The following is a 19875-nucleotide window of genomic DNA, read 5'->3' as shown; positions in this document are numbered from 1 at the left end:
AATAACCTAACTATCAATTGGTTATTAATATATTAAAAAATTTTATTATTCAGGATTTAACCTTTTGCTCGTTTTTACTTCATAAGGTTAAATACATTTTTCAAACTTAACGGTAAAACACATGAGAAACCTAAGACTGACCTTTGCGGCACTTGCCTGCACCGCATTCTTTACCTTAACAGGGTGCCAGAAAGATGAGATCGACCCGATTGCAGAGGAAGCTATTCAGTTAAACGATGCCGATTTTCAGATCACGAACGTAGATGGGTATGAAAACCCTGCGATTACTGGTGCCAATGAAAATACTGCTTTTGACGCACAGTGCCACGACAAGAAAGACGAAACAAAAACGCTTATCTATATCCTGCGTCGTCTGAACCTGAACGAGAGACAGCAGCAAGCCATCAAAAACTTTGTGGCACAGCATGAGGCTTGTGTAAAGCATCACCGCAGTAAAATTCAGCAGCACCACGAAGAAATGCTGAAACGTGCAAATGCTATACGCGAAGAGCTGGTTGCAGCTTATAAGGCAGGAAAGATCAGCAAGCCGGAGCTGGAGGCCAAACTGAAAGCCCTGCACGAGAATCTAAGAGAAGAAATGCAGAAGCATCACGACAAGCAGCTGCATATCCGTATCATGCACCAGTGCCGTGCCGAACTGTTTGCCAAGATAGAGTCTGTTCTGGGCCCAGAGCAATTGGCGAAATGGATGCACTGGAAAAAGCACCTATAGGCTGCTTTTAACAATATTCCATTTTCTATACTGAGCTAAAAATAAACTTAATACCGGGGCGGTTTTCACGCTGCCACACCTGTTAGCTAAGCTGCCCCGGCTATACCTCTTGATTACACCGGATCGCACCGCTGGTCACCTTATGCAGTGGTTGCTGTCCACATAGCCTTCCAACCTATGAAACCAACTACTGCCGATCAGCAAATAAGGCACCTGTACTGGCGTGCCGGCTTTGGTCCTTTGCCGCAACACGGTGAAGCACACAAAAGTATAAGGAACGCCGTACAACGCCTCTTCAAGTCATCCGAAAAAGCAGAATCGTTGACAATTCTCATGCCGGATTTTGGAAGTGCCATGCAAACACAAATGCTGGCCCCCGAACAACGCAGGCAGCTGCAACAGGAACGCCGCCAGGCCTTAATCCTGCTCAACAAGACCTGGCTAAACCAAATGGCTACCTCAGAGGCACAACTGCGTGAAAAAATGACGCTTTTCTGGCACGGACATTTTGCCTGCCGCTTGCCGGTTCCGCAACTGCTACAACTACAAAATAACACCCTACGAAAACACGCTTTAGATAATTTCCCGGAACTGCTGATGGCAGTGGCAAAAGACCCTGCCATGCTCCAGTTCCTGAATAACCAACAGAACCGAAAACAGCAACCCAACGAGAATTTTGCGCGGGAGGTGCTTGAATTGTTTACACTTGGGCGCGGTAACTACACTGAACAGGATATAAAAGAAGCAGCACGGGCTTTTACTGGCTGGGGCTTTAATTTGAAAGGTGAGTTTGTGTTCAGGGAGCGGCAGCACGATTTTAGCGTCAAAACGTTTATGGGCCAGACAGGCACTTTCAATGGCGACGATATCCTGAAGATCATACTGAAGAACCCGCAAACAGCCACTTTCCTTACCACCAAACTTTATACTTTCTTCGTAAGCGACACACCCGACCCGGAACGGATCAAAAAACTCAGCACTTCTTTCTACCAGTCTGGCTATAACTTCGCAGGGCTTTTGGAGCAGATCTTCACCTCCGACTGGTTCTATTCGCCTGAGGTGATGGGTGCTCGCATTAAATCTCCTGTTGAGTTGCTGGTTGGCTTGCAGCGCATGTTTGATGTAGACTACACCGACGAGAGAAGCGCCCTGGTTTTGCAGCGCGCCTTAGGTCAGGAGCTGTTTATGCCGCCAAACGTAAGCGGTTGGGCCGGAGGGCGTAGTTGGATCGACAGCTCTACCCTTGCCTTCCGGTTACGCATCGGGCCGGCCATATTGCAGGCAGCAGAACTGGAAGTAGCCTTAAAGCCTGATGATGATACGGAGCCGGCCAAACCACTGGCAAAACGCTCCGACGGACTGCGCGTGGTGCAAGCCAGGGCAAGTATGGTGAGCCTGTCGCAACAGATGGAAAAGGTGTCTGAAAAAGACCTCCTACCCACTTTAAGCCAATACCTGCTGCAGGTGCAACCACCACAGCAAACGCTGCAGCTAATACAGCAAAGTATACCTGCATCCGCAACTAAACCTGAAAAGGTACATTTAATAGCGCAACGCCTGCTGTCTTTGCCTGAGTACCAGCTTTGCTAATGTATCAGTTTATACTTTAAAGATTATCTCATGGCATCAAGAAGAGAATTCCTAAAGCTGTCTACACTGGCATCGGGTATGCTGCTGGTACCAAATTTTCTGCACGGCCTGGACCGACAGGCGCTTGAGTTGCTAAGCAAATCCACTGGAAAGCGTCTGGTAATCGTGCAGCTTAGCGGCGGCAATGACGGGCTGAACTCCGTTATACCTTACCAGAACGATCTATACTTTAAAGCCAGGCCCTCGCTGGCTATTCCGGCACAAAAAGTACTGCCACTCGATAAAGGACTGGGGCTGAACCCGGCGATGGAAAAAATGCGACTGCTGTATGACCAGGGCAAACTCAGCATCCTGAACAACGTGGGCTACCCCAACCCCGACCGCTCCCACTTCCGGTCCATGGACATCTGGCACACGGCCAGTGCTTCTAACGAGTACCTGAGCACCGGCTGGCTGGGCCGCTACATGGATAGCTGCAACGCTGGCATGGCCGCCATTGAGGTAGACGACACCCTCAGCCTCGCCCTGAAAGGCGACAAGTATAAGGGTGTGGCCGTTCAGAACGTGCAGCGCTTTTACCAGGCCTCCCAGGATGCATTTCTGAAAATTGTAGCCCGCATCCACCAGGAAGAACACGAGCACCACAGTGTAAATTACCTTTACAAGACACTCGTTGACACGCAGCAGTCTGCCGATTACCTGTACGAAAAAGTGAAGAAATACCGCTCAAAACAGGAATACCCCAACAGCGAGTTTGCACGAAACCTGAAAACAATTGCCGAACTGATCACATCGGGTGTGGAAGCGCGGGTATACTATGCTTCCCTGTCTGGTTTCGATACCCATGTACAGCAACTAAACCAACAGGCAAGGCTGCTGGAGGAGCTATCGGAAGGCGTTTACAGTTTTGTGCAGGACCTACAACATCAAAATATGTTCGATGAAACCCTGATCATGGTGTTCTCGGAGTTTGGCCGCCGCGTACAGCAAAATGCCAGCAACGGAACGGATCACGGCACTGCCAACAACGTGTACTTGATAGGAAATAAACTGCGCACGCCAGGCATTTTTAATGAAGGCCCAAACCTGCAAAACCTCGATGCCGGCGACTTGAAGTATACAATCGACTTTAGGACTATCTATGCGGCGCTGTTACAGCAATGGCTTCAAACCGATTCCTCTGCCATACTTAATGCGAATATCAAGCCGTTAAAAGGTTTAGTGTAGTAATGATGGTTTGTAGATCGAATTAAAGTAAATATACACCTGCATTACTTCTGCCGCAAGTTTTCAACTTGTGGCTGTCCTTGATAGCGAGCTTTCAGCTCGCATAGGCCAAGTACAGGCCCTCGCAAGCTGAAAGCTTGCATTATTTAAAACCACGAGTTGAAAACTCGCGGTAGGAAAATGGCATACATTAAATGCTTTTCTGCAGTTGTCTGTGAAAACAATGGCAACTTTATATCAGACATCTCCCAAGACAAAACAGGACTTTAACTAATTTCATTAGCAAAATCATTGCTGCAATTGCTAATTTCCTTTACCTTTACCTTATGGAGATACTCGTAGGCATAGCCGCATTTCTGGCAGGACTGGTAGTGGCTTATCTGGCACTGAAGGGGAAACTGAGCGCCTTGCAACAGACAGCAAACCAGGCTGCCATTTCACAAGGTGTGCTGGAGGCACAGGTAAAACAATGTACTTCAGAAACAGACCAGTTAAAGGCTCAACTGCGCGAGGCACAAACCGAAACGCTGGACCTTACCAACGCCCTTACCAAAGCCGAGACTGACTATGAACATCTAAATAAACGGCTGCAGGAACAAAACAAGGAGCTGGAGCAGCTGCGCGAGAAATTCCTGCAACAGTTCCAGAGCATTTCCAACCAGGTGCTGATGAACAATGCGGAGCACTTTAACAAAGCTTCTTCTGAGAACCTGGAGCGTATACTTTCACCGTTGAAAGAGCGCATTAAAGAATTTGAAGCAAAGGTTGACCAAACCTACGAGAAAACCTTGAAAGACAGCGTTTCGCTGAAAGAGCAGATCACACAACTGGCCTCGCTTAATCAGAAAATGAGCCAGGATGCGCTTAACCTGACACGCGCCCTAAAAGGCGAAAGCAAGACACAGGGCAACTGGGGCGAATACCTCTTAGAGAACTTGCTGGAGAAATCCGGGTTACGCAAAGGCCTGCATTACGAGCGTGAGGAGGTACGCCAGAACGATGATAAAAAAGTATACCGCCCTGACGTAATCGTGCACCTTCCGGAAGGCAAGCACCTGATCATAGACTCCAAACTTTCGCTGGTGGCTTACGAAGCCTATTGCAGTTGCGAAGACGAGGACCAGCAGGAAGTATACCTGAGAAGCCACATCAATTCCATCCGTACCCACTTTACAGATCTTGGCCGCAAAGACTACCACCGCCTGAACGGTATCAATTCACCGGACTTCGTGATGATGTATATTCCGCTGGAACCAGCCTTTAGCCTGGCCCTGCAACACGACCACGACCTGTTTACCGATGCCTTTGAACGCAATATTGTTCTGGTGAGTACCTCTACCCTACTCGCCACGCTGCGCACAGTGGCCGGCGTATGGCGCCAGGAAGACCAGAAACGCAATGTGATCCGGATAGCTGAAGAAAGCGGGAAGCTGTACGATAAGTTTGTAGGCTTTGTAGAAGACCTGAAGACGATTGGCAAGCACCTGGAGCACAGCCAAAGCTCTTACAATGCAGCTATGAACAAACTTACTGAAGGCAAAGGCAACTTAGTAAGAAGAGTAGAGATATTGCGAGAACTTGGTGCAAAAACCAGCAAAACCATAGACGACAACCTGCTGCAGGAAGCGCAGTTACCGGAGGCTAGTGAGGGATCACAAACTGAAACTCAGGTGTAATTACCTTGTGATAGAATACTTTATAGAATTTCAATTGCTCTAAGGGATTTGTAATCCCGGAGTACCTAGATAAGGATTTGCAATCCGGCTCATAACGTTGGCTTTTAGCTTAGGCTAAGCAGTTGGTAAAGTATAATATCGGATTGCAAATCCGGAAGAGATGAGGCCGTTTCATTCTATTTTTTGCTGGCGCGGATCTGTGATCCGTGACTTGTTATACCGTTGGATTTGCAATCCAACTGGGCCAGAGGCCCAGCCATTGCCCGACACGAGCGAGGACGCACGCGCCATTACCGTGTAATTTATTAGAATGTAATGGCCCTGCTCTCAAGAGGGGAATTACATGCACGAGTAAAATTCCCCTCTTCGGAGGGGTGCAGGGGTGGGTAAATCCAGATTTAGAATAAGAATCACGCAACTTGAGTTAATTAACCGCCATGGAAAAGGAACCTATACTTTCTGTCAGAGAGATGCAGCCGGATGACATAGAACACATTTGCCGATACTGGTTAGAATCTGAGCCAGGCTACCTGGAAAGTATGGGTGTAGACCTGCAGAAACTCCCTACCCGTGAGCGTTTAACCAATATGCTCTCGCAGCAGATAAATGCCCCATACAACCAGAAAGAGTCCTATGCCCTGATCTGGCTAATAGACGGTGTTCCCAGCGGACACTCCAATGTCAACCCGATTGCGTTTGGCGAATCAGCGTTTATGCACCTCCACCTCTGGAAGCCGGACCATAGGCAAAAAGGCATCGGAACCAGGCTCGTGCAGCTATCACTTCCATACTTTTTCGAGAACCTGGAGTTGAAAGAACTTTACTGTGAACCCTATGCCCTGAACCCAGCTCCAAATAAAACATTGGAGAAAGCAGGATTTACCTTTGTTAAGCGGTACAAAACAATACCTGGCTCTTTAAATTTTGAACAGGAAGTAAACCGCTGGATGCTAAGCAGAGGTGACTATGAAAAGCTGTATTCCGATACACTGGAAAAGTAAAAGTTACCTGATGTTCTCAAGTTGAGATAAGGCTCATCTCGAGGTGCTTAACTGAAATAATAACCTCACCCCTAACTCCAATGTAGTTAACTCAAGGAGAAGCTGTTTAGAGTTTTAGTTAAGAAGTATGACCTCGCCATTGTTGGTGTTTTTCACCAACAATTAAAAGACGTTGTCTACTATACTTGCTGGTGAAAACACGCAGCAAGGGCAGACAGAGTAGATTTTAATAAACTCTAAACAGGCTCGGAATTAAGTTATCGATTTTGTCATTCCGAGCCTAGCGAGGAATCTGAAATATCGCACTGCTGTAAAATACTACAGATCTCTCCTTTCGTCGAGATGACAGACTGGATATGTCTTCTCCTTAAATTGACGGCATTACCACTACACCCTTCCAGGAGCATATCCGTTTCATTTTAATATTTCCTAGCGCGAATCTCCTGATTCGCAATCTTAATATTTGTTGAGTCTCTGACTCAACTGGCAAGGAAAGTCAGGATCAGCAGACAATAAACTCAAAAATCAATTAAAGGTGACTCGACACCAGCACTTTAACCTTGCGTGTTTATACTTAAAAGCACGATACCCGTATAGCACGGTGTTTGATTCAAGCTTCGTTACATTGTATTTTAGAGTATCAACCACAAACTAACCTTATGAAAAAACTCATCTTTACTGGCCTTACGGCGGCAGTTCTGCTTAGTGCCTGCTCGAGCCAGAAAACCGAAACCGCCGAGACAGTAGCCACCGCTGAGATGACCCAAGTGCAAAAAGACGCACAGGCGTTTCTGGATCAGTACTCCAACACGTACCAGGACCTTTATACCAAATCGGCTGAGGCTGAATGGGCATCTAACACTAAGATCGTGGAAGGCGACACCACCAATGCAGCTGCCACGCGCCGCGCCAACGAGGCTTTTGCCGCATTTACAGGCAGCACCGAAAACATCAACACGGCCAAGGCCATGCTGGAGAAAAAAGACCAGCTGACACCGCTACAGGTAAAACAGTTCGAGGCCATACTTTACTCTGGTGCCAACAACCCGCAGATAATTCCGGATGTAGTGAAGGCACGCATTAAAGCAGAGACAGAGCAGACCGAAAAGCTGTACGGCTTCGATTACCGCATCTACGAGAAGTCGGTGAGCACCAACGAGATCGACAACATCCTCAAAAATGAAAAAGACCTGAAAAAGCGCCTCGATGCGTGGCAGGCTAGCAAAGCTGTTGGCCCTAATCTGAGAGATGGACTGCTGAACCTGCGTGACCTCAGGAACAAAACCGTGCAAAGCCTGGGCTACGACGATTACTTTACATACCAGGCCTCCGACTACGGCATGACGCGCCAGGAGATGATGGACCTGATGAAGCAGATCAACAAAGAACTGCTGCCGCTGTACCGCGAACTGCATACTTATGCCCGTTATGAGCTGGCCAAAAAGTATGGCGTAAAGCAGGTGCCGGACTACCTGCCCGCGCATTGGCTGCCTAACCGCTGGGGCCAGGACTGGAGCTCGATGGTAGACGTGAAAGGCCTTGACCTGGATGCGACCCTGAAAGCTAAAGGCCCGGAATGGATCGTGAAGCAGGGAGAAGAGTTTTATACCAGCTTGGGCTTCCCGAAACTGCCGGAGACGTTCTATACTAAATCCAGCTTGTACCCGCTGCCGCCAAATGCCAACTACAAGAAAAATAACCACGCCTCGGCCTGGCACATGGACCTAGACAAAGACGTGCGCAGCCTGATGAGCATTGAGCCAAACGGCGAATGGTACGAAACCACCCTACATGAGTTGGGCCACATCTACTACTACATGACCTATACTAACCCCGATGTGCCGGTACTGCTGCGTGGAGGTGCCAACCGCGCTTACCACGAGGCTATTGGCAGCCTAATGGGACTGGCGGCTATGCAGAAACCGTTTCTGGCAGAACTTAACCTGATCGATAAAAACACCCAGACAGACGAGGTGCAGACATTGCTGAAAGAGGCGTTGAATTATGTGGTGTTCATACCTTTCTCGTCGGGGGTGATGAGTGAGTGGGAGCATGATTTTTATGCCCAGAACCTACCTGCCAACCAACTGAATAAGCGTTGGTGGGACCTGAAGAAAAAGTACCAGGGCATTGTGCCGCCATCTGAGCGTGGCGAGAATTACCTGGATGCGGCAACAAAAACGCACATCAACGATGATGCCGCCCAGTATTACGATTATGCTATGAGCTACATCATCCTGTTCCAACTGCACGACCACATTGCCAAGAATATCCTGAAGCAAGACCCGCATGCTACCAACTATTATGGCAACAAAGAAGTGGGCAACTTCCTACGCGACATCATGTACCCTGGCTCCTCTGCAGACTGGCGCCAGATGCTGAAAGACAAGACCGGTGAAGAGCTAAGTGCCCGCGCCATGGTAGCCTACTTCCAGCCGCTGATGGACTACCTGAAAGAGCAGAACAAAGGCAGGAAGTATACTTTATAGTTTGATTGAGAATTATGAATTATGAATGCCGAATTATGAATTGATTCGGATTTTAAAATAAGAGCCGCAGCAGGATAAACTGTTGCGGCTTTTGTTTTATAGGTGATGGGGTTGAACGTTACTCGTACATAATGTGGGCAAGGCGTAGCCGCAGCCTAAATTATGAACTGTATTAGGCGACGATTTTATTTCTTCTCTTTCCGTTGTCGGTTGTCAAAGAAATTTAGCAGCAGTATTCTATTGTTGTCAAGCCTGTAGAAGATGGTAATCTGTTTCGTAAGTGTGAAACCACGAATATTTCTACTAAGATTTTGGATTGGGCCAATTTCAGGAAAGTCTACAAGTATATCTAAGAAGTCATAAGTTCGTTGGATAAAAGCTTGCGTTACTTTTTCTCCCTATTCTTGACTCAGGTATTCCAGAATCTGGATGAATTTTTTATCAGCTCTTTTAGTCCAGATTATTTCCTTAGCCATTGGTGATGCTTTTGTCTTACTTCTTTGTCCGCTATCCAGTTGTTAGAATCTTTGCTTTCTTCGTCGGACAGAAGCAACTCTTCCTTTTCCTCATCGGTTAAGTTGTTCCACAGCTGGCCGTTCTGCTGTTGGCTTCTTTGAGTGAGTAACTGATAAAAAGTTGCGAGTAGTTCTTCATTCTCAATGCGATCAATGAGTTGATGAAAATTTGTTTTTATAGTCGTTATAGACATAATTCCTGATTATTATCCTTTACAAATTTACGACTTACTTCCTTATTCGTTTTGTATATTAATTGAAGCCTAACGTGCTCTGCTATAAGGTGGCGAAGCTACCTTATAGTTTTTGTTGTAGCATGTTTTTCTTTTCAACTCATCTAACAAAGAACTTCTTTGAGAAGAAACTACGTCGCTCACGCCGGACATAGGTCGTATCGTTTTTATCCCCCCACTCTTTAAAATCATCTACGCGCCCCCGCAGTACATGGTGCCCCCTACTACTTGCAACAAAGGTATAGGTAGCCTTGAAATCCTTACCCTGGACAGTATCCTGCCGGCTCCTATCCACTAACCTGTAAAACTCATCATACCCACCAACCAGCATTTGCATGTCCTTTTTCAGTATAGGTGTCTCCAGCGTAACAGTTATCTGACAGGAATCACCCAACTCCAGTGTATCACAGTTATTACTTACACTCAAATAATAGCTGTTATCTTTCAATATTTTTCCATCTTTATTAAATATGAGTACCTGATTAACCTCTTCTTTTCCATTCTGCTCGTAAATATTAACCGCCTTACTTTCCATTGACTCCAAACTTCCATCTTTACGATAAAATTTCCCCCATCCTATCCTGATGCCATTTTTATAAGGAACCATCATTTCCAGTTTGCCGTTAGGGTAGTAATATTTGGAGATACCATCCAAGCGTCCATTCTTAAAATTAACTTCCCCCTCTACAGAGCCATCCTCGTAATAATCGGTGAGGGTTCCATGGTTCTTTCCTTCCTTATAATAGCCAATTGTCTCTACTTTTCCACTTGGATAATACGTAATTCTTTTGCCATGCCAAGCATCATTAAGCACTTCGGTTTCGGTTTTTAGTTGCCCGTTTGGATAATACTCTCGCTGAACACTACTTTGATCGTTACAGGAAAAAGTTAAGAGAGAAATAAAAAAAAGAGTTAAAACTATTGAGTAGGACTTTTTATAAAATAGTATTGCTTGAATAAAAGTGTTTTTAACTGTTTTCAATTCTTAACTGATTTAAATATGCTTCAACTACCAGCTAGCAGGAGTACCTACTCCTACTATCTGCAATATGTATGGAATAATTTTGCAAGTTGCAACCAAGCTAATCCGGCAACAACATCAAACCTCATAGTGCAAGACTAATATAGCAGATTTCTGTTAACATTCCATTTCCTAAATGCCTGAGCTTATACTTTGTCTTGCTGATAGTTTCCAAAGAAATTAGCCAACCTGTCTAAAGTATAGCTAAGCTCATTTGGCTCCGGTAAGTATACTACTCTAAAGTGGTCGTGTTGCTGGTAGTTAAAGCCAGTGCCGGGTACCAACAGTACGTGTTGTTCTGTAAGCAGGTCCAGGGCAAATTGCTGGTCACTTTCTATCTTAAACTTCCTCACATCCAGCTTCGGGAACAAGTAAAAGGCACCCATCGGCTTTACTCAGGTAATCCCGGGTATAGCAGTCAGCTTTTCGTAGGCAATGGCGCGCTGCTGGCCTAGTCTGCCTGTCGGTAACGTGAGATCAAGTATGGTTTGCTCGCCTTCCAGGGCTGTTTCTATGGCAAACTGGGCGGGCACGTTGCTGCACACGCGCAGGCTTGCCATGGTGTTTAGTCCGGCTATGTAGGCCTTGGCTTTGTGCTTGGCCCCGCTTACAACCATCCACCCTGCCCTGAATCCCGCAGCCAGGTAATTCTTAGACAAACCGCCAAAGGTCACGCAAAGCACCTCCTCCGAAATTGTGGCCGTAGAAGTATAAACCGTTTCGTCGTATAGGATCTTGTCGTATATCTCATCCGAGAACAGCACCAGGTTATACTTTGCCGCCAGCTCTACCAACTCCTGCAACAGCTCTTTAGAGTACACCGCCCCGGTTGGGTTGTTGGGGTTGATGATGACAATGGCACGTGTACGGCTATTGATCTTGCTTTCGATGTCGTGGAGGTCCGGGAACCAGTCGGCTTCCTCGTCGCAACGGTAATGCACCGCCTTACCACCGGCAAAGCGCACGGCAGCTGTCCAGAGCGGGTAGTCCGGCGAAGGCACCAGCACCTCATCACCCTCGTTCAGTAGCGCCTGCACCGCATGCAGGATCAGGTCGCTCACGCCATTGCCCAAGGCTATGTCATCGGTATGGATGTTCGGGATGCCTTTGCTTGTGTAATAGCGTTTAATTGCCTCCCGTGCACTTAATAGCCCCTTGTGGTCTGAGTATCCCTGGGCCTCGCGCAGGTTCCTGATAATTTGTTCGGTAACCGCAGCGGGTGCGTCGAAGCCAAATGGTGCCGGGTTGCCGATATTCAGCTTCGTAATGCTATGCCCCAGATGCTCCAGTTCTTTTGCACGCTCATACAAAGGACCGCACAAGTCATAAGACACATTATTCAACCGTTCACTTCTCCTGATCATATCTCAAAATTTGGCCGAATATACGATAGTGCAAAGTATAAAAGGATGCCTGCACGTATCTAAATTACAGCCCTGAAATTCAGAAACTACTTTTAGGTAATCATACCAGAGGTTTTAGGTTGATTTTATACTTTGACAGCTATTTTGTAAGTTAGAATAGTATATCAGTTTGCGATTAACCCATCCACGGCCCCTCCCAAGAGGGGAATTACATGCACGTGTAAAATTCCCCTCTTGGGAGGGGTTAGGGATGGGTTTACACTTGCATGGGTTATCGTAAATTAAAATATCATAAAGGACTATGAAAAAGAAACTGGTAGTGCTGACAGGTGCAGGCATTAGTGCAGAAAGCGGTATTGCAACCTTCCGGGATGCGAATGGCCTTTGGGAAGGACATGATGTGATGGAAGTAGCCTCGCCGCAGGGCTGGCGCAAGAACCCGGAACTGGTGCTGGATTTCTACAATAAGCGTCGCAAAAACGCCCATACTGTTACGCCCAATGCAGGCCACCAGATACTTGCCGACCTCGAAACCGAATTTGATGTGCGCATTATTACGCAAAACGTAGACAACCTGCATGAGCGGGCCGGCTCCTCCAACGTAATTCACCTACACGGCAAGCTCTTCGAAAGCCGCAGCACCCTCGACCCCTCCCTTGTTTACCAGATAGAAGGCTGGCAACTTAACCTGGGCGACAAATGCGAACGCGGCTCCCAGCTAAGGCCTAATATCGTGTGGTTTGGTGAGCCTGTACCCATGATGGAAAAGGCTATGGAGGAAACAGTGCAGGCTGATATTTTTATGGTAGTAGGCACCTCGCTGCTGGTATACCCGGCTGCCAGCCTCGTGGATTTTGTAGACGAAGATGCCCCGATCTTTGTAGTAGACCCCAAACTGCCCTCTATCCGCAAACGCCCCGATTTATACTTGTTCGAGGAAAACGCCACAACCGGTATGGAAAAAGTAGCCAAAATCCTGCGTGAGAAGTATCTGTAACTTGATTTCTGAAAATACAATCTGAGTTGAGTAACGCGCCTGTTGCTCTCTTTGTAACTATGTTTGGGACACAGGTTTAAAATGTTCAATCTACCGCGAGTTTTCAACGCGTGGTTGTCCATGCGGGCAAGCTTTCAGCTTGCGAGAGTTGCTTTTTATACTTTGAAGCTGATTAGACTTTAAAATCATGAGATATATGCTAAATCATGCAGGTGTAAACACACCCCTGCGCCCCTCTCAAGAGGGGAATTACATGCACGAGCAAAATTCCACTCCTCTGGACTAGCCAAAACTGGAATTTTGAACTGGCGAGCGCAGATGTCTTGAAAACTCCTTTGGTGCAGGTTGATTTTAGTTAAACAGGTAATGCAACTAATATTTAACAACAAAACACTAAAAACTATACATTAAATACAACTTTATTGTTTTAACATAGTAATACTATATCACTAGATATGAATAGTAAGCTGTGCTTATATAGATAGCCAAATTTTGTTTTGCAGTATCTGTACGGGCATCAAACTATAGTTTTGCTATGAGAATAGAAACCAAACGCCTCCTACGTATACTCGACACCCATAAGTATAACATAAGCTTCTATTTACTGATCCTGACCTCGTTATACTTAAGCTCAAGCATCTTTAACTTCCTTATTGGTTATCGCCTCCCTTTCCGCTTCTGGACAGACCTCTCGCCGCATGCTTTTGCGCTTGCCTGGAGTATTGTTATTACACTTCCCTATTTTATGATCAGGAGGCGTAAGAAGTATTTCTTTGCTCTGTTGCTGCTGCACCTGTCTTACCTGCTGGCTAATGTGCTGTACTACAGAACTTACTACTCCATTATCCCTATAAACTCTATAAAACAACTTAACAATATCAATGGGTTGCTGCCCAGCATTGTTTCCTCATTCAGGTGGCACGATGTATTACTGCTTGTACCAACCCTTACAACGATCTTTTTATACTATGCATACTTCCGGCAACGCATGGTAAACAGCAAACTGTACATCCGGATGGTAGGGCTACACATGAGTTTGCTACCTGCATTACTGTTTCTGGGGTACCAGGCCACTGACCTGCTTCAGGAAAGCCAGCAAAACAAGAAAAAACTGGAGGTCTTTTACATAGATCCCTGTCAGGCTGTTAGGGACTATGGCATTATCTCGGACATACTATGGCAAATAAGCGAGTTTTACGAATCTGACAAGCCGATATCGCCAACGGAGGAGGCAAAAGTAAAGAACTGGCTTGCAGCGCGCCGGCAACACAAGCCACTAGTTTCAGTAAATAATTCTGTATCCAAAAACGTGGTGCTTATACTTTTCGAATCGCTGGAGACGTGGCCGCTGGAAAAGAAGATAGGCGGTGTTGAAATAACGCCCACACTTAATGAACTGTTAAGTGCCCAAAATACGCTTTACGCACCAAAAGTTATACCCCAGACTAAAGATGGCCGTTCCAGCGACGCGCAGTTTATTATAAACAGCGGTTTGCTGCCGCTAAACAGTGGTGCCGTTTTTTTCAGGTATCCCAAGAGCTATTACTATTCCCTGCCGCGTGCCCTTAAAGCCGATGCCGGTTACCATGCGGTCACCATGCTAGGCGACGAGCCTTCTTTCTGGAACCAGGGCGAAATGAACCCTTCGCTGGGTTTTGATGAGCTTTGCTCAAAGTATAGTTTTGACATGGACGAGGAGATTGGTATGGGATTGAGCGACGCCTCTTTTCTGAAGCAGGCCGTTGAGAAACTGGATAACCTGCCACAACCTTTCTTCGCTCAGCTGATCACGCTTAGCTCGCACATGCCTTTCGATATACCAGCCGAGGAAGTAGGGATTGAACTTCCGCCTTCGGTTCCTGCCGCGCTTGCCCGTTACCTGGAAGCGATAAACTATACAGACAGGGCCATCGGTGCGTTTATGAGACAGCTAAAAATATCCGGCAAACTGGAAAACACGATCGTAGTTATCGCCGGTGACCACGAAGCATTTAGTGTAGAGGACAGAAAAAAGATCATAGGGAAACACAAAGAGCTTAGCTATATCAGCGAAACAGCTACCATTCCGTTTATCGTGGTAAACGCCCCGGTTACAAAACGACACACCGCCGTAATGGGCCAGATTGACATATACCCCACCCTGCTTAACCTGCTTGATCTGAATGAATACGAGTGGCAAGGTGCCGGCAAAAGTATACTTGCACCTGGATATGCCCCATTTGCCATTACTCCGTCCCTGGATGTGGTGGGGGATGTTTCGGCTACTCCTTACTCAGAGATCCAGCACAAAATAGAAGCCTGGAAAATATCCGATATCATCATCCGAAGAAAGTATTTTGAACACCTGAACAGGACCTACACCGCCTTGAACTAGGATAAGTAACTCAAGTTGTGGTTAACCTACACCTAACCCCTCTAAAAGGCAGGGCCGTTAAGCTCTATTTTTCCTGTCGCGAATCTCCAGATTCGTGACTAAATATGAATGTTGAGTCTTCCCGGGGACTCCGCTCGGGACAGGCTTTCTCAACTGGCCCAGAGGGCCAAAAGGCAGGTTGAGCATAAGCTTGCATGTGCCACTAATATAGATTTTGTTAGAATGAAACGACCCTGCCCTCCAGGGGACATAAATTCTGTTTAAGAACGAGGGAAAACAACAAAGCTTTTATGTGTTGTTGACAACATTTTACGCATCACGCCTTTCCGACCAAAGTTATGACAAGTATAAATAATCAAAAAAACATTTTTAGATTAACCTAAATTTATAATTTTGCGTTACTAATTAACGGTTATGCAAAGCCTTAAATAAATTTATGCGACATCTAATACTTCTTATAAGCATTTTATTCCCTCTTATTTCCTATGCACAGACTGCTATTGTAAAAGGCAACATTACTTCCAGTGCAGGAAATGTAACCTACGCAACCGTAATGCTGAAGGGCACCAAATGGGGGGCACAAACCAACGAGCAGGGCAATTACGAAATAAACGGAGTTGAGGCAGGCAATTATCAGTTACTGGTTTCTGCAATTGGATTCAAGCCTCAGGAGCAAAGTATAAGTCTTAGAGCCGGCGAAACAACCACATTAAATATAAAACTAACGGAGGCAAGCGCCACTTTAAACGAAGTGGTGGTAACCGGAACGCGCACTACCAGGCGCCGCCTGGAAAGCCCGGTAGCCGTGAATGTGCTCGATAGCAAAACCTTTAGCCTGACGCAGTCCAACACACTCTCCGAGGGCCTTTGCTTTCAGCCGGGCCTGCGCATGGAAACCGACTGCCAGACCTGCAACTACACACAACTACGCATGAACGGCCTGGGTGGCTCTTATTCCCAACTGCTCATAAACAGCCGTCCGGTATTTACCTCGCTTATGAGTTTGTATGGCCTGGAGCAGATCCCCACCAACATGATCGAACGCGTGGAGGTTGTACGTGGTGGCGGTTCCGTTTTATATGGCTCCAGCGCCATAGCCGGCACCGTAAACATCATTACCAAAGAGCCACAGGAGAGTTCGTATACTTTATCCAGTAACACGGCTCTGATAGACGGGCAGGCCTGGGATAATTTTTTTAACGCCAACGTTAACGTCGTCAACGAGGCACAGAACGCTGGCATCTCCTTTTTTGGTTCGCACCGCGATAAACAAGCTTACGATGCCAACGGCGACAGCTTTTCCGAGCTATCAAAACTTAAAAACAACTCCTTCGGGTTTAACTCATACTTTAAACCATCTGAGCAGGGCAAACTTGAAGTTAACGGCTGGAGCATTCACGAATTGCGGCACGGTGGCAATAAACTGGACAAACCTGCAGACCAGGCCGATCAGTCGGAGTACCGCATACACGATATCCTGATCGGGGGCGTGAACTATGAACACCGCTCGAAAAACGGAAAAACCTCCTATAGCGTGTATGGCGCCGCACAAAACACGAAGCGGGTTCACTATACCGGTATTGATCAGGCTGACGGGTGGGGAAACACCAAAAACCATACGTTGCAGGGAGGCTTTCAGCTAAACTACACTACGCACAGTTTCCTGGGTGGCACCAACACTTTTACTACCGGCGCCGAACACCTGTACGATTATACTTTTGACGAAATTGAAGCCTATGATTACCTCATAGACCAGAAAACAAACCTGACAGGGTTGTTTCTGCAAAGCGACTGGGATGTGAGCCCTGCCATTACCATACTTTCCGGCATCAGGGCAAACAAACACACTAATGTAGACAGGCTGGTATTCACACCGCGCATCAGTTCGGTTTACAAACTGGGCAGCACCACGCAGTTCAGAGCATCTTATGCCCGTGGCTTTAAAGCGCCACAAGCTTTCGAAACCGACCTGCACATTGCCTTTGCGGGTGGTGGCATTTCCCTTATTACCGTTGACCCAAACCTGAAAGAAGAGACCTCTAACAGCTTTAACGCCTCCATCGACTTTAATAAGCCAAGCGAGCACATGATCTTCGGGTTTACGGCAGATGCCTTTTACACCCGCCTGTATGATGCTTTTGTGCTGGAGGAGGTTGGCACCGACGACAACGGCAACCAAAGGCTATTGCGCAAAAACGGGGGCAATTCTACCGTAAAAGGCATTACGCTGGAGGGACGACTAAACTACGACCAGGTGTTTCAGCTGGAAACAGGCATGACAGTACAACGTTCCCGCTACGACAATCCGGTAGAATGGTCAACGGAGATTGCAGGCACACGCACTTACCTGCGCACCCCCGATAAGTATGGCTACTATGTGCTCACACTGTTACCGCAAAGCAGGTTCACAACAGCCTTGTCGGGGGTTATAACGGGTCCTATGCTGGTGCCGCATTTTGGTGGAGCCCCGGGTGTAATTGAAGATGAACTGGTTACCTCTCCTACATTCGTAGAAACGAACCTGAAGCTGGCTTACCGCTTTTCCATCAAAAGTATAAAACAGGACCTGCAACTTAGCGCCGGGGTACAGAACCTGTTTAACCAGTACCAGCAGGACTTCGATCTGGGCAAAGATCGCGACAGCAACTACGTTTACGGACCAGCAAGGCCACGCACTTTCTACATCGGCCTCAAATTCGGCCTGATGTAAAAGACCGCGCATCTAATACGACCTCGCAGCATTCCAAGACCTCGCAGCGTCGGAAGGTCCTACGAGCGTCCAAAGGTCCTGCGAGCGTCTTTTGCTTCAATGTTGAATGAATGCATGAGTGAATGAGTGAATCATAACTCTCTACCTTTATACTTTTATACCTTTCTTCCTTTCTTTTCACCTGCTACTCCCCTAACTTGACGGGCAAAAAAAGTCTTGGGTATACAATACATACTGGAACTACTGGGTACCTTCTTCTTTGCCATGTCGGGGGCGCTGGCCATGAGCGAGCAGGACAAGGAACAGGACTGGTTTGGCGCGGCCTTCACAGGCTTCGTAACGGCCATCGGGGGTGGTAGCCTGCGCGATATACTGCTGGGAAGTTACCCGTTGGTCTGGATCGCCGATGTGCGCATACTTTATACTATACTCGCAGGCATTGTGTGCTCCGGCATATTTTACGACTGGTTGCTTAGGCTGCGGCGCACGTTTCTGCTGTTCGATACGCTGGGTATTGCACTGTTCACGATCGTGGGCACTGAAAAGGCACTCAGCCTGGGTGTAAGGCCCGAGATTGCCGCCATCATGGGTATGTTTACTGCGGTGATGGGTGGTGTGATCCGGGATATGCTGACCAATGTGATGCCTGTGCTTTTTCGAAAAGAGGTGTATGCAAGCGCCTGCCTGATGGGAGCCATTCTATACCTGGCCATGTATGGGTTGGATGTTGAACGAAATACCAGCTTCCTGATAGCTATTGTGTTCATTATCACGCTACGTCTTTTAGCTGTAAAGTATAACCTTACGTTGCCGAGGTTCAGGAAATAATTATGTTACCTGCATACAAGTTATTATATACTTTTATATATTTACATTTCAGGCATAGCCACTAAAGTGATTCACTGCCAGATAAAAGCACCTAACCAGGCTTTTATAATTTAATCAGACATTATAAATTTGAAAATAGCTTTCAACTTTTAGCCGAGTTGATAACGGGGAGCCAGGATTTCGTATCCGGCTCCCCGTTTTGTTTTTCTATACTTTTAGTCAGTTAAATATCAATTATATACAATTTGCGTAATAGGTTATAGTATAAAAAACCTCAACCTATGAACTTCAAAAGCAGATTGTTACAAACCCACGACACCTGGAGCCTGACCATCGTGCGGGTAATGCTTGGATTGGTGATATGGCCACATGGGGCACAGAAACTCCTGGCTTGGTTTGGTGGCGGCGGTCCGGCTGGCTTTGTAGATTTTTTCAGTCAGGTAACAGGTTTGCCCGGTTTCCTGGCCTGGCTGGTGATCATCATTGAATTTGTGGGTGCTATATGCCTGATCATCGGCTTCTGGACACGTTTCTGGGCGTTTAGTATGCTCTGCTTATTTATAGGCATTGTGCTGGTGGTGCATCTCCCAAATGGCTTTTTTATGAACTGGGGAGGCAACAAAGCTGGCGAGGGGTATGAGTTTCACCTGCTTGTGATTGGTATGGCCTGGGCATTGGTGGTTGGCGGAGCCGGCCGCCTGAGCGTAGACGGTATTATGCTTGGCAGACAACGAACTTTCTAAAATGGAGGCATCAGACACTTAGTCCTCTGCCTCTTCTCCTTTCTCTACAATGTCACTTTTCGTGAAAAGTATGGTTTGGAGCATTTTGCGCCAGCGCGGCTTTTTACGGAGCAGGAATTCCAGGTTCATACCAAAATGCTTGAACTCTTCTTCCTGGGCATTTTGCATGATCGCTTTGGCATCGGCGTCTTTCTCAACGGAAATGCGCTGCTCATACCAGTTAATGGCTTCTGCTTCCTCTATCACAGAGGTGATCATGCGGGCAAAGGTGCGTGTCTCCTGCGATAACTCCTGTGGCGGTTCGTGGTACTGTTCTGTTGGCATACTTTAATACGTTTTGTTTCCTGGTATTAACGCCAAAACAGCCTGCTTCG

16 protein-coding genes are annotated in these 19875 nt (G+C 46.9%); 11 read left to right on the top strand and 5 right to left on the bottom strand.

Translation table 11 applies throughout. The annotated features are described in order from the left end of the window. The first annotated feature begins 121 nt into the window (after window positions 1-121). The 6 genes from AC4BAP_RS08580 to AC4BAP_RS08555 all read left to right on the top strand — a co-directional run bounded on the left by AC4BAP_RS08580 (window position 122) and on the right by AC4BAP_RS08555 (window position 8716). Entirely contained in the window at window positions 122-733 is a 612-nt protein-coding gene (locus AC4BAP_RS08580; protein ID WP_490582218.1) for a hypothetical protein, read from the top strand. A gap of 177 nt (window positions 734-910) precedes the next feature. Further along, a complete protein-coding gene (locus AC4BAP_RS08575; RefSeq protein WP_490582217.1) occupies window positions 911-2323 on the top strand; it encodes a DUF1800 domain-containing protein in 1413 nt (470 codons plus the stop codon). 30 nt (window positions 2324-2353) lie between these two features. Continuing rightward, window positions 2354-3550, top strand: a complete 1197-nt coding sequence (locus AC4BAP_RS08570) for a DUF1501 domain-containing protein (protein WP_490582216.1) — start codon at window positions 2354-2356, stop codon at window positions 3548-3550. A 326-nt stretch (window positions 3551-3876) separates the two neighbouring features. Continuing rightward, a complete protein-coding gene (locus tag AC4BAP_RS08565) occupies window positions 3877-5226 on the top strand; it encodes a DNA recombination protein RmuC (RefSeq protein ID WP_490582215.1) in 1350 nt (449 codons plus the stop codon). A gap of 437 nt (window positions 5227-5663) precedes the next feature. Next, window positions 5664-6227 (top strand): GNAT family N-acetyltransferase, encoded by a 564-nt coding sequence (locus AC4BAP_RS08560; protein ID WP_490582214.1) that lies wholly within the window; start codon window positions 5664-5666, stop codon window positions 6225-6227. A gap of 659 nt (window positions 6228-6886) precedes the next feature. Then, the gene (locus tag AC4BAP_RS08555) at window positions 6887-8716 is read left to right on the top strand and encodes a M2 family metallopeptidase (protein WP_490582213.1); all 1830 of its coding nucleotides are present in this window, start codon (window positions 6887-6889) and stop codon (window positions 8714-8716) included. Between the two features lie 460 nt (window positions 8717-9176). Here the strand turns inward: AC4BAP_RS08555 and AC4BAP_RS08550 are convergent, their stop codons facing one another. The 4 genes from AC4BAP_RS08550 to AC4BAP_RS08535 all read right to left on the bottom strand — a co-directional run bounded on the left by AC4BAP_RS08550 (window position 9177) and on the right by AC4BAP_RS08535 (window position 11849). Continuing rightward, on the bottom strand, window positions 9177-9425 hold the full coding sequence (locus AC4BAP_RS08550) for a hypothetical protein (protein ID WP_490582212.1): 249 nt from the start codon (window positions 9423-9425) through the stop codon (window positions 9177-9179). Between the two features lie 139 nt (window positions 9426-9564). Beyond that, window positions 9565-10446, bottom strand: a complete 882-nt coding sequence (locus tag AC4BAP_RS08545) for a toxin-antitoxin system YwqK family antitoxin (RefSeq protein WP_490582211.1) — start codon at window positions 10444-10446, stop codon at window positions 9565-9567. Window positions 10447-10631: 185 nt separating this feature from the next. Continuing rightward, window positions 10632-10871 (bottom strand): hypothetical protein, encoded by a 240-nt coding sequence (locus tag AC4BAP_RS08540; RefSeq protein WP_490582210.1) that lies wholly within the window; start codon window positions 10869-10871, stop codon window positions 10632-10634. A gap of 9 nt (window positions 10872-10880) precedes the next feature. Then, window positions 10881-11849: an aminotransferase class I/II-fold pyridoxal phosphate-dependent enzyme gene (locus tag AC4BAP_RS08535; protein ID WP_490582209.1), complete on the bottom strand. Its 969-nt coding sequence runs from the start codon at window positions 11847-11849 to the stop codon at window positions 10881-10883. Between the two features lie 301 nt (window positions 11850-12150). On the opposite strand from AC4BAP_RS08535, the gene AC4BAP_RS08530 reads away from it, so the two are divergent. From AC4BAP_RS08530 to AC4BAP_RS08510, 5 genes are all read left to right on the top strand, one after another. Further along, on the top strand, window positions 12151-12846 hold the full coding sequence (locus AC4BAP_RS08530) for an SIR2 family NAD-dependent protein deacylase (RefSeq protein ID WP_490582208.1): 696 nt from the start codon (window positions 12151-12153) through the stop codon (window positions 12844-12846). A 535-nt stretch (window positions 12847-13381) separates the two neighbouring features. Further along, complete coding sequence (locus AC4BAP_RS08525; RefSeq protein ID WP_490582207.1) at window positions 13382-15220, top strand: LTA synthase family protein; 1839 nt, start codon at window positions 13382-13384, stop codon at window positions 15218-15220. A 436-nt stretch (window positions 15221-15656) separates the two neighbouring features. Then, window positions 15657-17930, top strand: coding sequence for a TonB-dependent receptor (locus tag AC4BAP_RS08520; protein ID WP_490582206.1), 2274 nt, complete (start codon window positions 15657-15659; stop codon window positions 17928-17930). A 216-nt stretch (window positions 17931-18146) separates the two neighbouring features. Beyond that, window positions 18147-18758, top strand: coding sequence for a trimeric intracellular cation channel family protein (locus AC4BAP_RS08515; protein WP_490582205.1), 612 nt, complete (start codon window positions 18147-18149; stop codon window positions 18756-18758). A gap of 281 nt (window positions 18759-19039) precedes the next feature. Continuing rightward, window positions 19040-19501 carry a DoxX family protein gene (locus AC4BAP_RS08510; RefSeq protein ID WP_490582204.1) on the top strand — a complete coding sequence of 154 codons (462 nt, stop codon included), beginning with the start codon at window positions 19040-19042 and terminating at the stop codon, window positions 19499-19501. An 18-nt stretch (window positions 19502-19519) separates the two neighbouring features. On the opposite strand, the gene AC4BAP_RS08505 is transcribed toward AC4BAP_RS08510, so the two are convergent. Then, window positions 19520-19825: a ferritin family protein gene (locus AC4BAP_RS08505; RefSeq protein ID WP_490582203.1), complete on the bottom strand. Its 306-nt coding sequence runs from the start codon at window positions 19823-19825 to the stop codon at window positions 19520-19522. Between the last annotated feature and the right edge of the window lie 50 nt (window positions 19826-19875).

It is taken from the genome of Pontibacter sp. GD7 (genome assembly GCF_058216375.1).
This window is presented reverse-complemented; position numbering and strand designations above follow the sequence as displayed.

Excerpts from the sequence above, each read along its gene's own strand:
- AC4BAP_RS08555 (WP_490582213.1), top strand. The coding sequence starts at position 6,887 with ATGAAAAAACTCATCTTTACTGGCCTTACGGCGGCAGTTCTGCTTAGT.
- AC4BAP_RS08530 (WP_490582208.1), top strand. The coding sequence starts at position 12,151 with ATGAAAAAGAAACTGGTAGTGCTGACAGGTGCAGGCATTAGTGCAGAA.
- AC4BAP_RS08570 (WP_490582216.1), top strand. The coding sequence starts at position 2,354 with ATGGCATCAAGAAGAGAATTCCTAAAGCTGTCTACACTGGCATCGGGT.
- AC4BAP_RS08520 (WP_490582206.1), top strand. The coding sequence starts at position 15,657 with ATGCGACATCTAATACTTCTTATAAGCATTTTATTCCCTCTTATTTCC.
- AC4BAP_RS08580 (WP_490582218.1), top strand. The coding sequence starts at position 122 with ATGAGAAACCTAAGACTGACCTTTGCGGCACTTGCCTGCACCGCATTC.
- AC4BAP_RS08540 (WP_490582210.1), bottom strand. The coding sequence starts at position 10,871 with ATGGGTGCCTTTTACTTGTTCCCGAAGCTGGATGTGAGGAAGTTTAAG.
- AC4BAP_RS08565 (WP_490582215.1), top strand. The coding sequence starts at position 3,877 with ATGGAGATACTCGTAGGCATAGCCGCATTTCTGGCAGGACTGGTAGTG.
- AC4BAP_RS08575 (WP_490582217.1), top strand. The coding sequence starts at position 911 with ATGAAACCAACTACTGCCGATCAGCAAATAAGGCACCTGTACTGGCGT.
- AC4BAP_RS08505 (WP_490582203.1), bottom strand. The coding sequence starts at position 19,825 with ATGCCAACAGAACAGTACCACGAACCGCCACAGGAGTTATCGCAGGAG.
- AC4BAP_RS08535 (WP_490582209.1), bottom strand. The coding sequence starts at position 11,849 with ATGATCAGGAGAAGTGAACGGTTGAATAATGTGTCTTATGACTTGTGC.
- AC4BAP_RS08525 (WP_490582207.1), top strand. The coding sequence starts at position 13,382 with ATGAGAATAGAAACCAAACGCCTCCTACGTATACTCGACACCCATAAG.
- AC4BAP_RS08560 (WP_490582214.1), top strand. The coding sequence starts at position 5,664 with ATGGAAAAGGAACCTATACTTTCTGTCAGAGAGATGCAGCCGGATGAC.
- AC4BAP_RS08510 (WP_490582204.1), top strand. The coding sequence starts at position 19,040 with ATGAACTTCAAAAGCAGATTGTTACAAACCCACGACACCTGGAGCCTG.
- AC4BAP_RS08550 (WP_490582212.1), bottom strand. The coding sequence starts at position 9,425 with ATGTCTATAACGACTATAAAAACAAATTTTCATCAACTCATTGATCGC.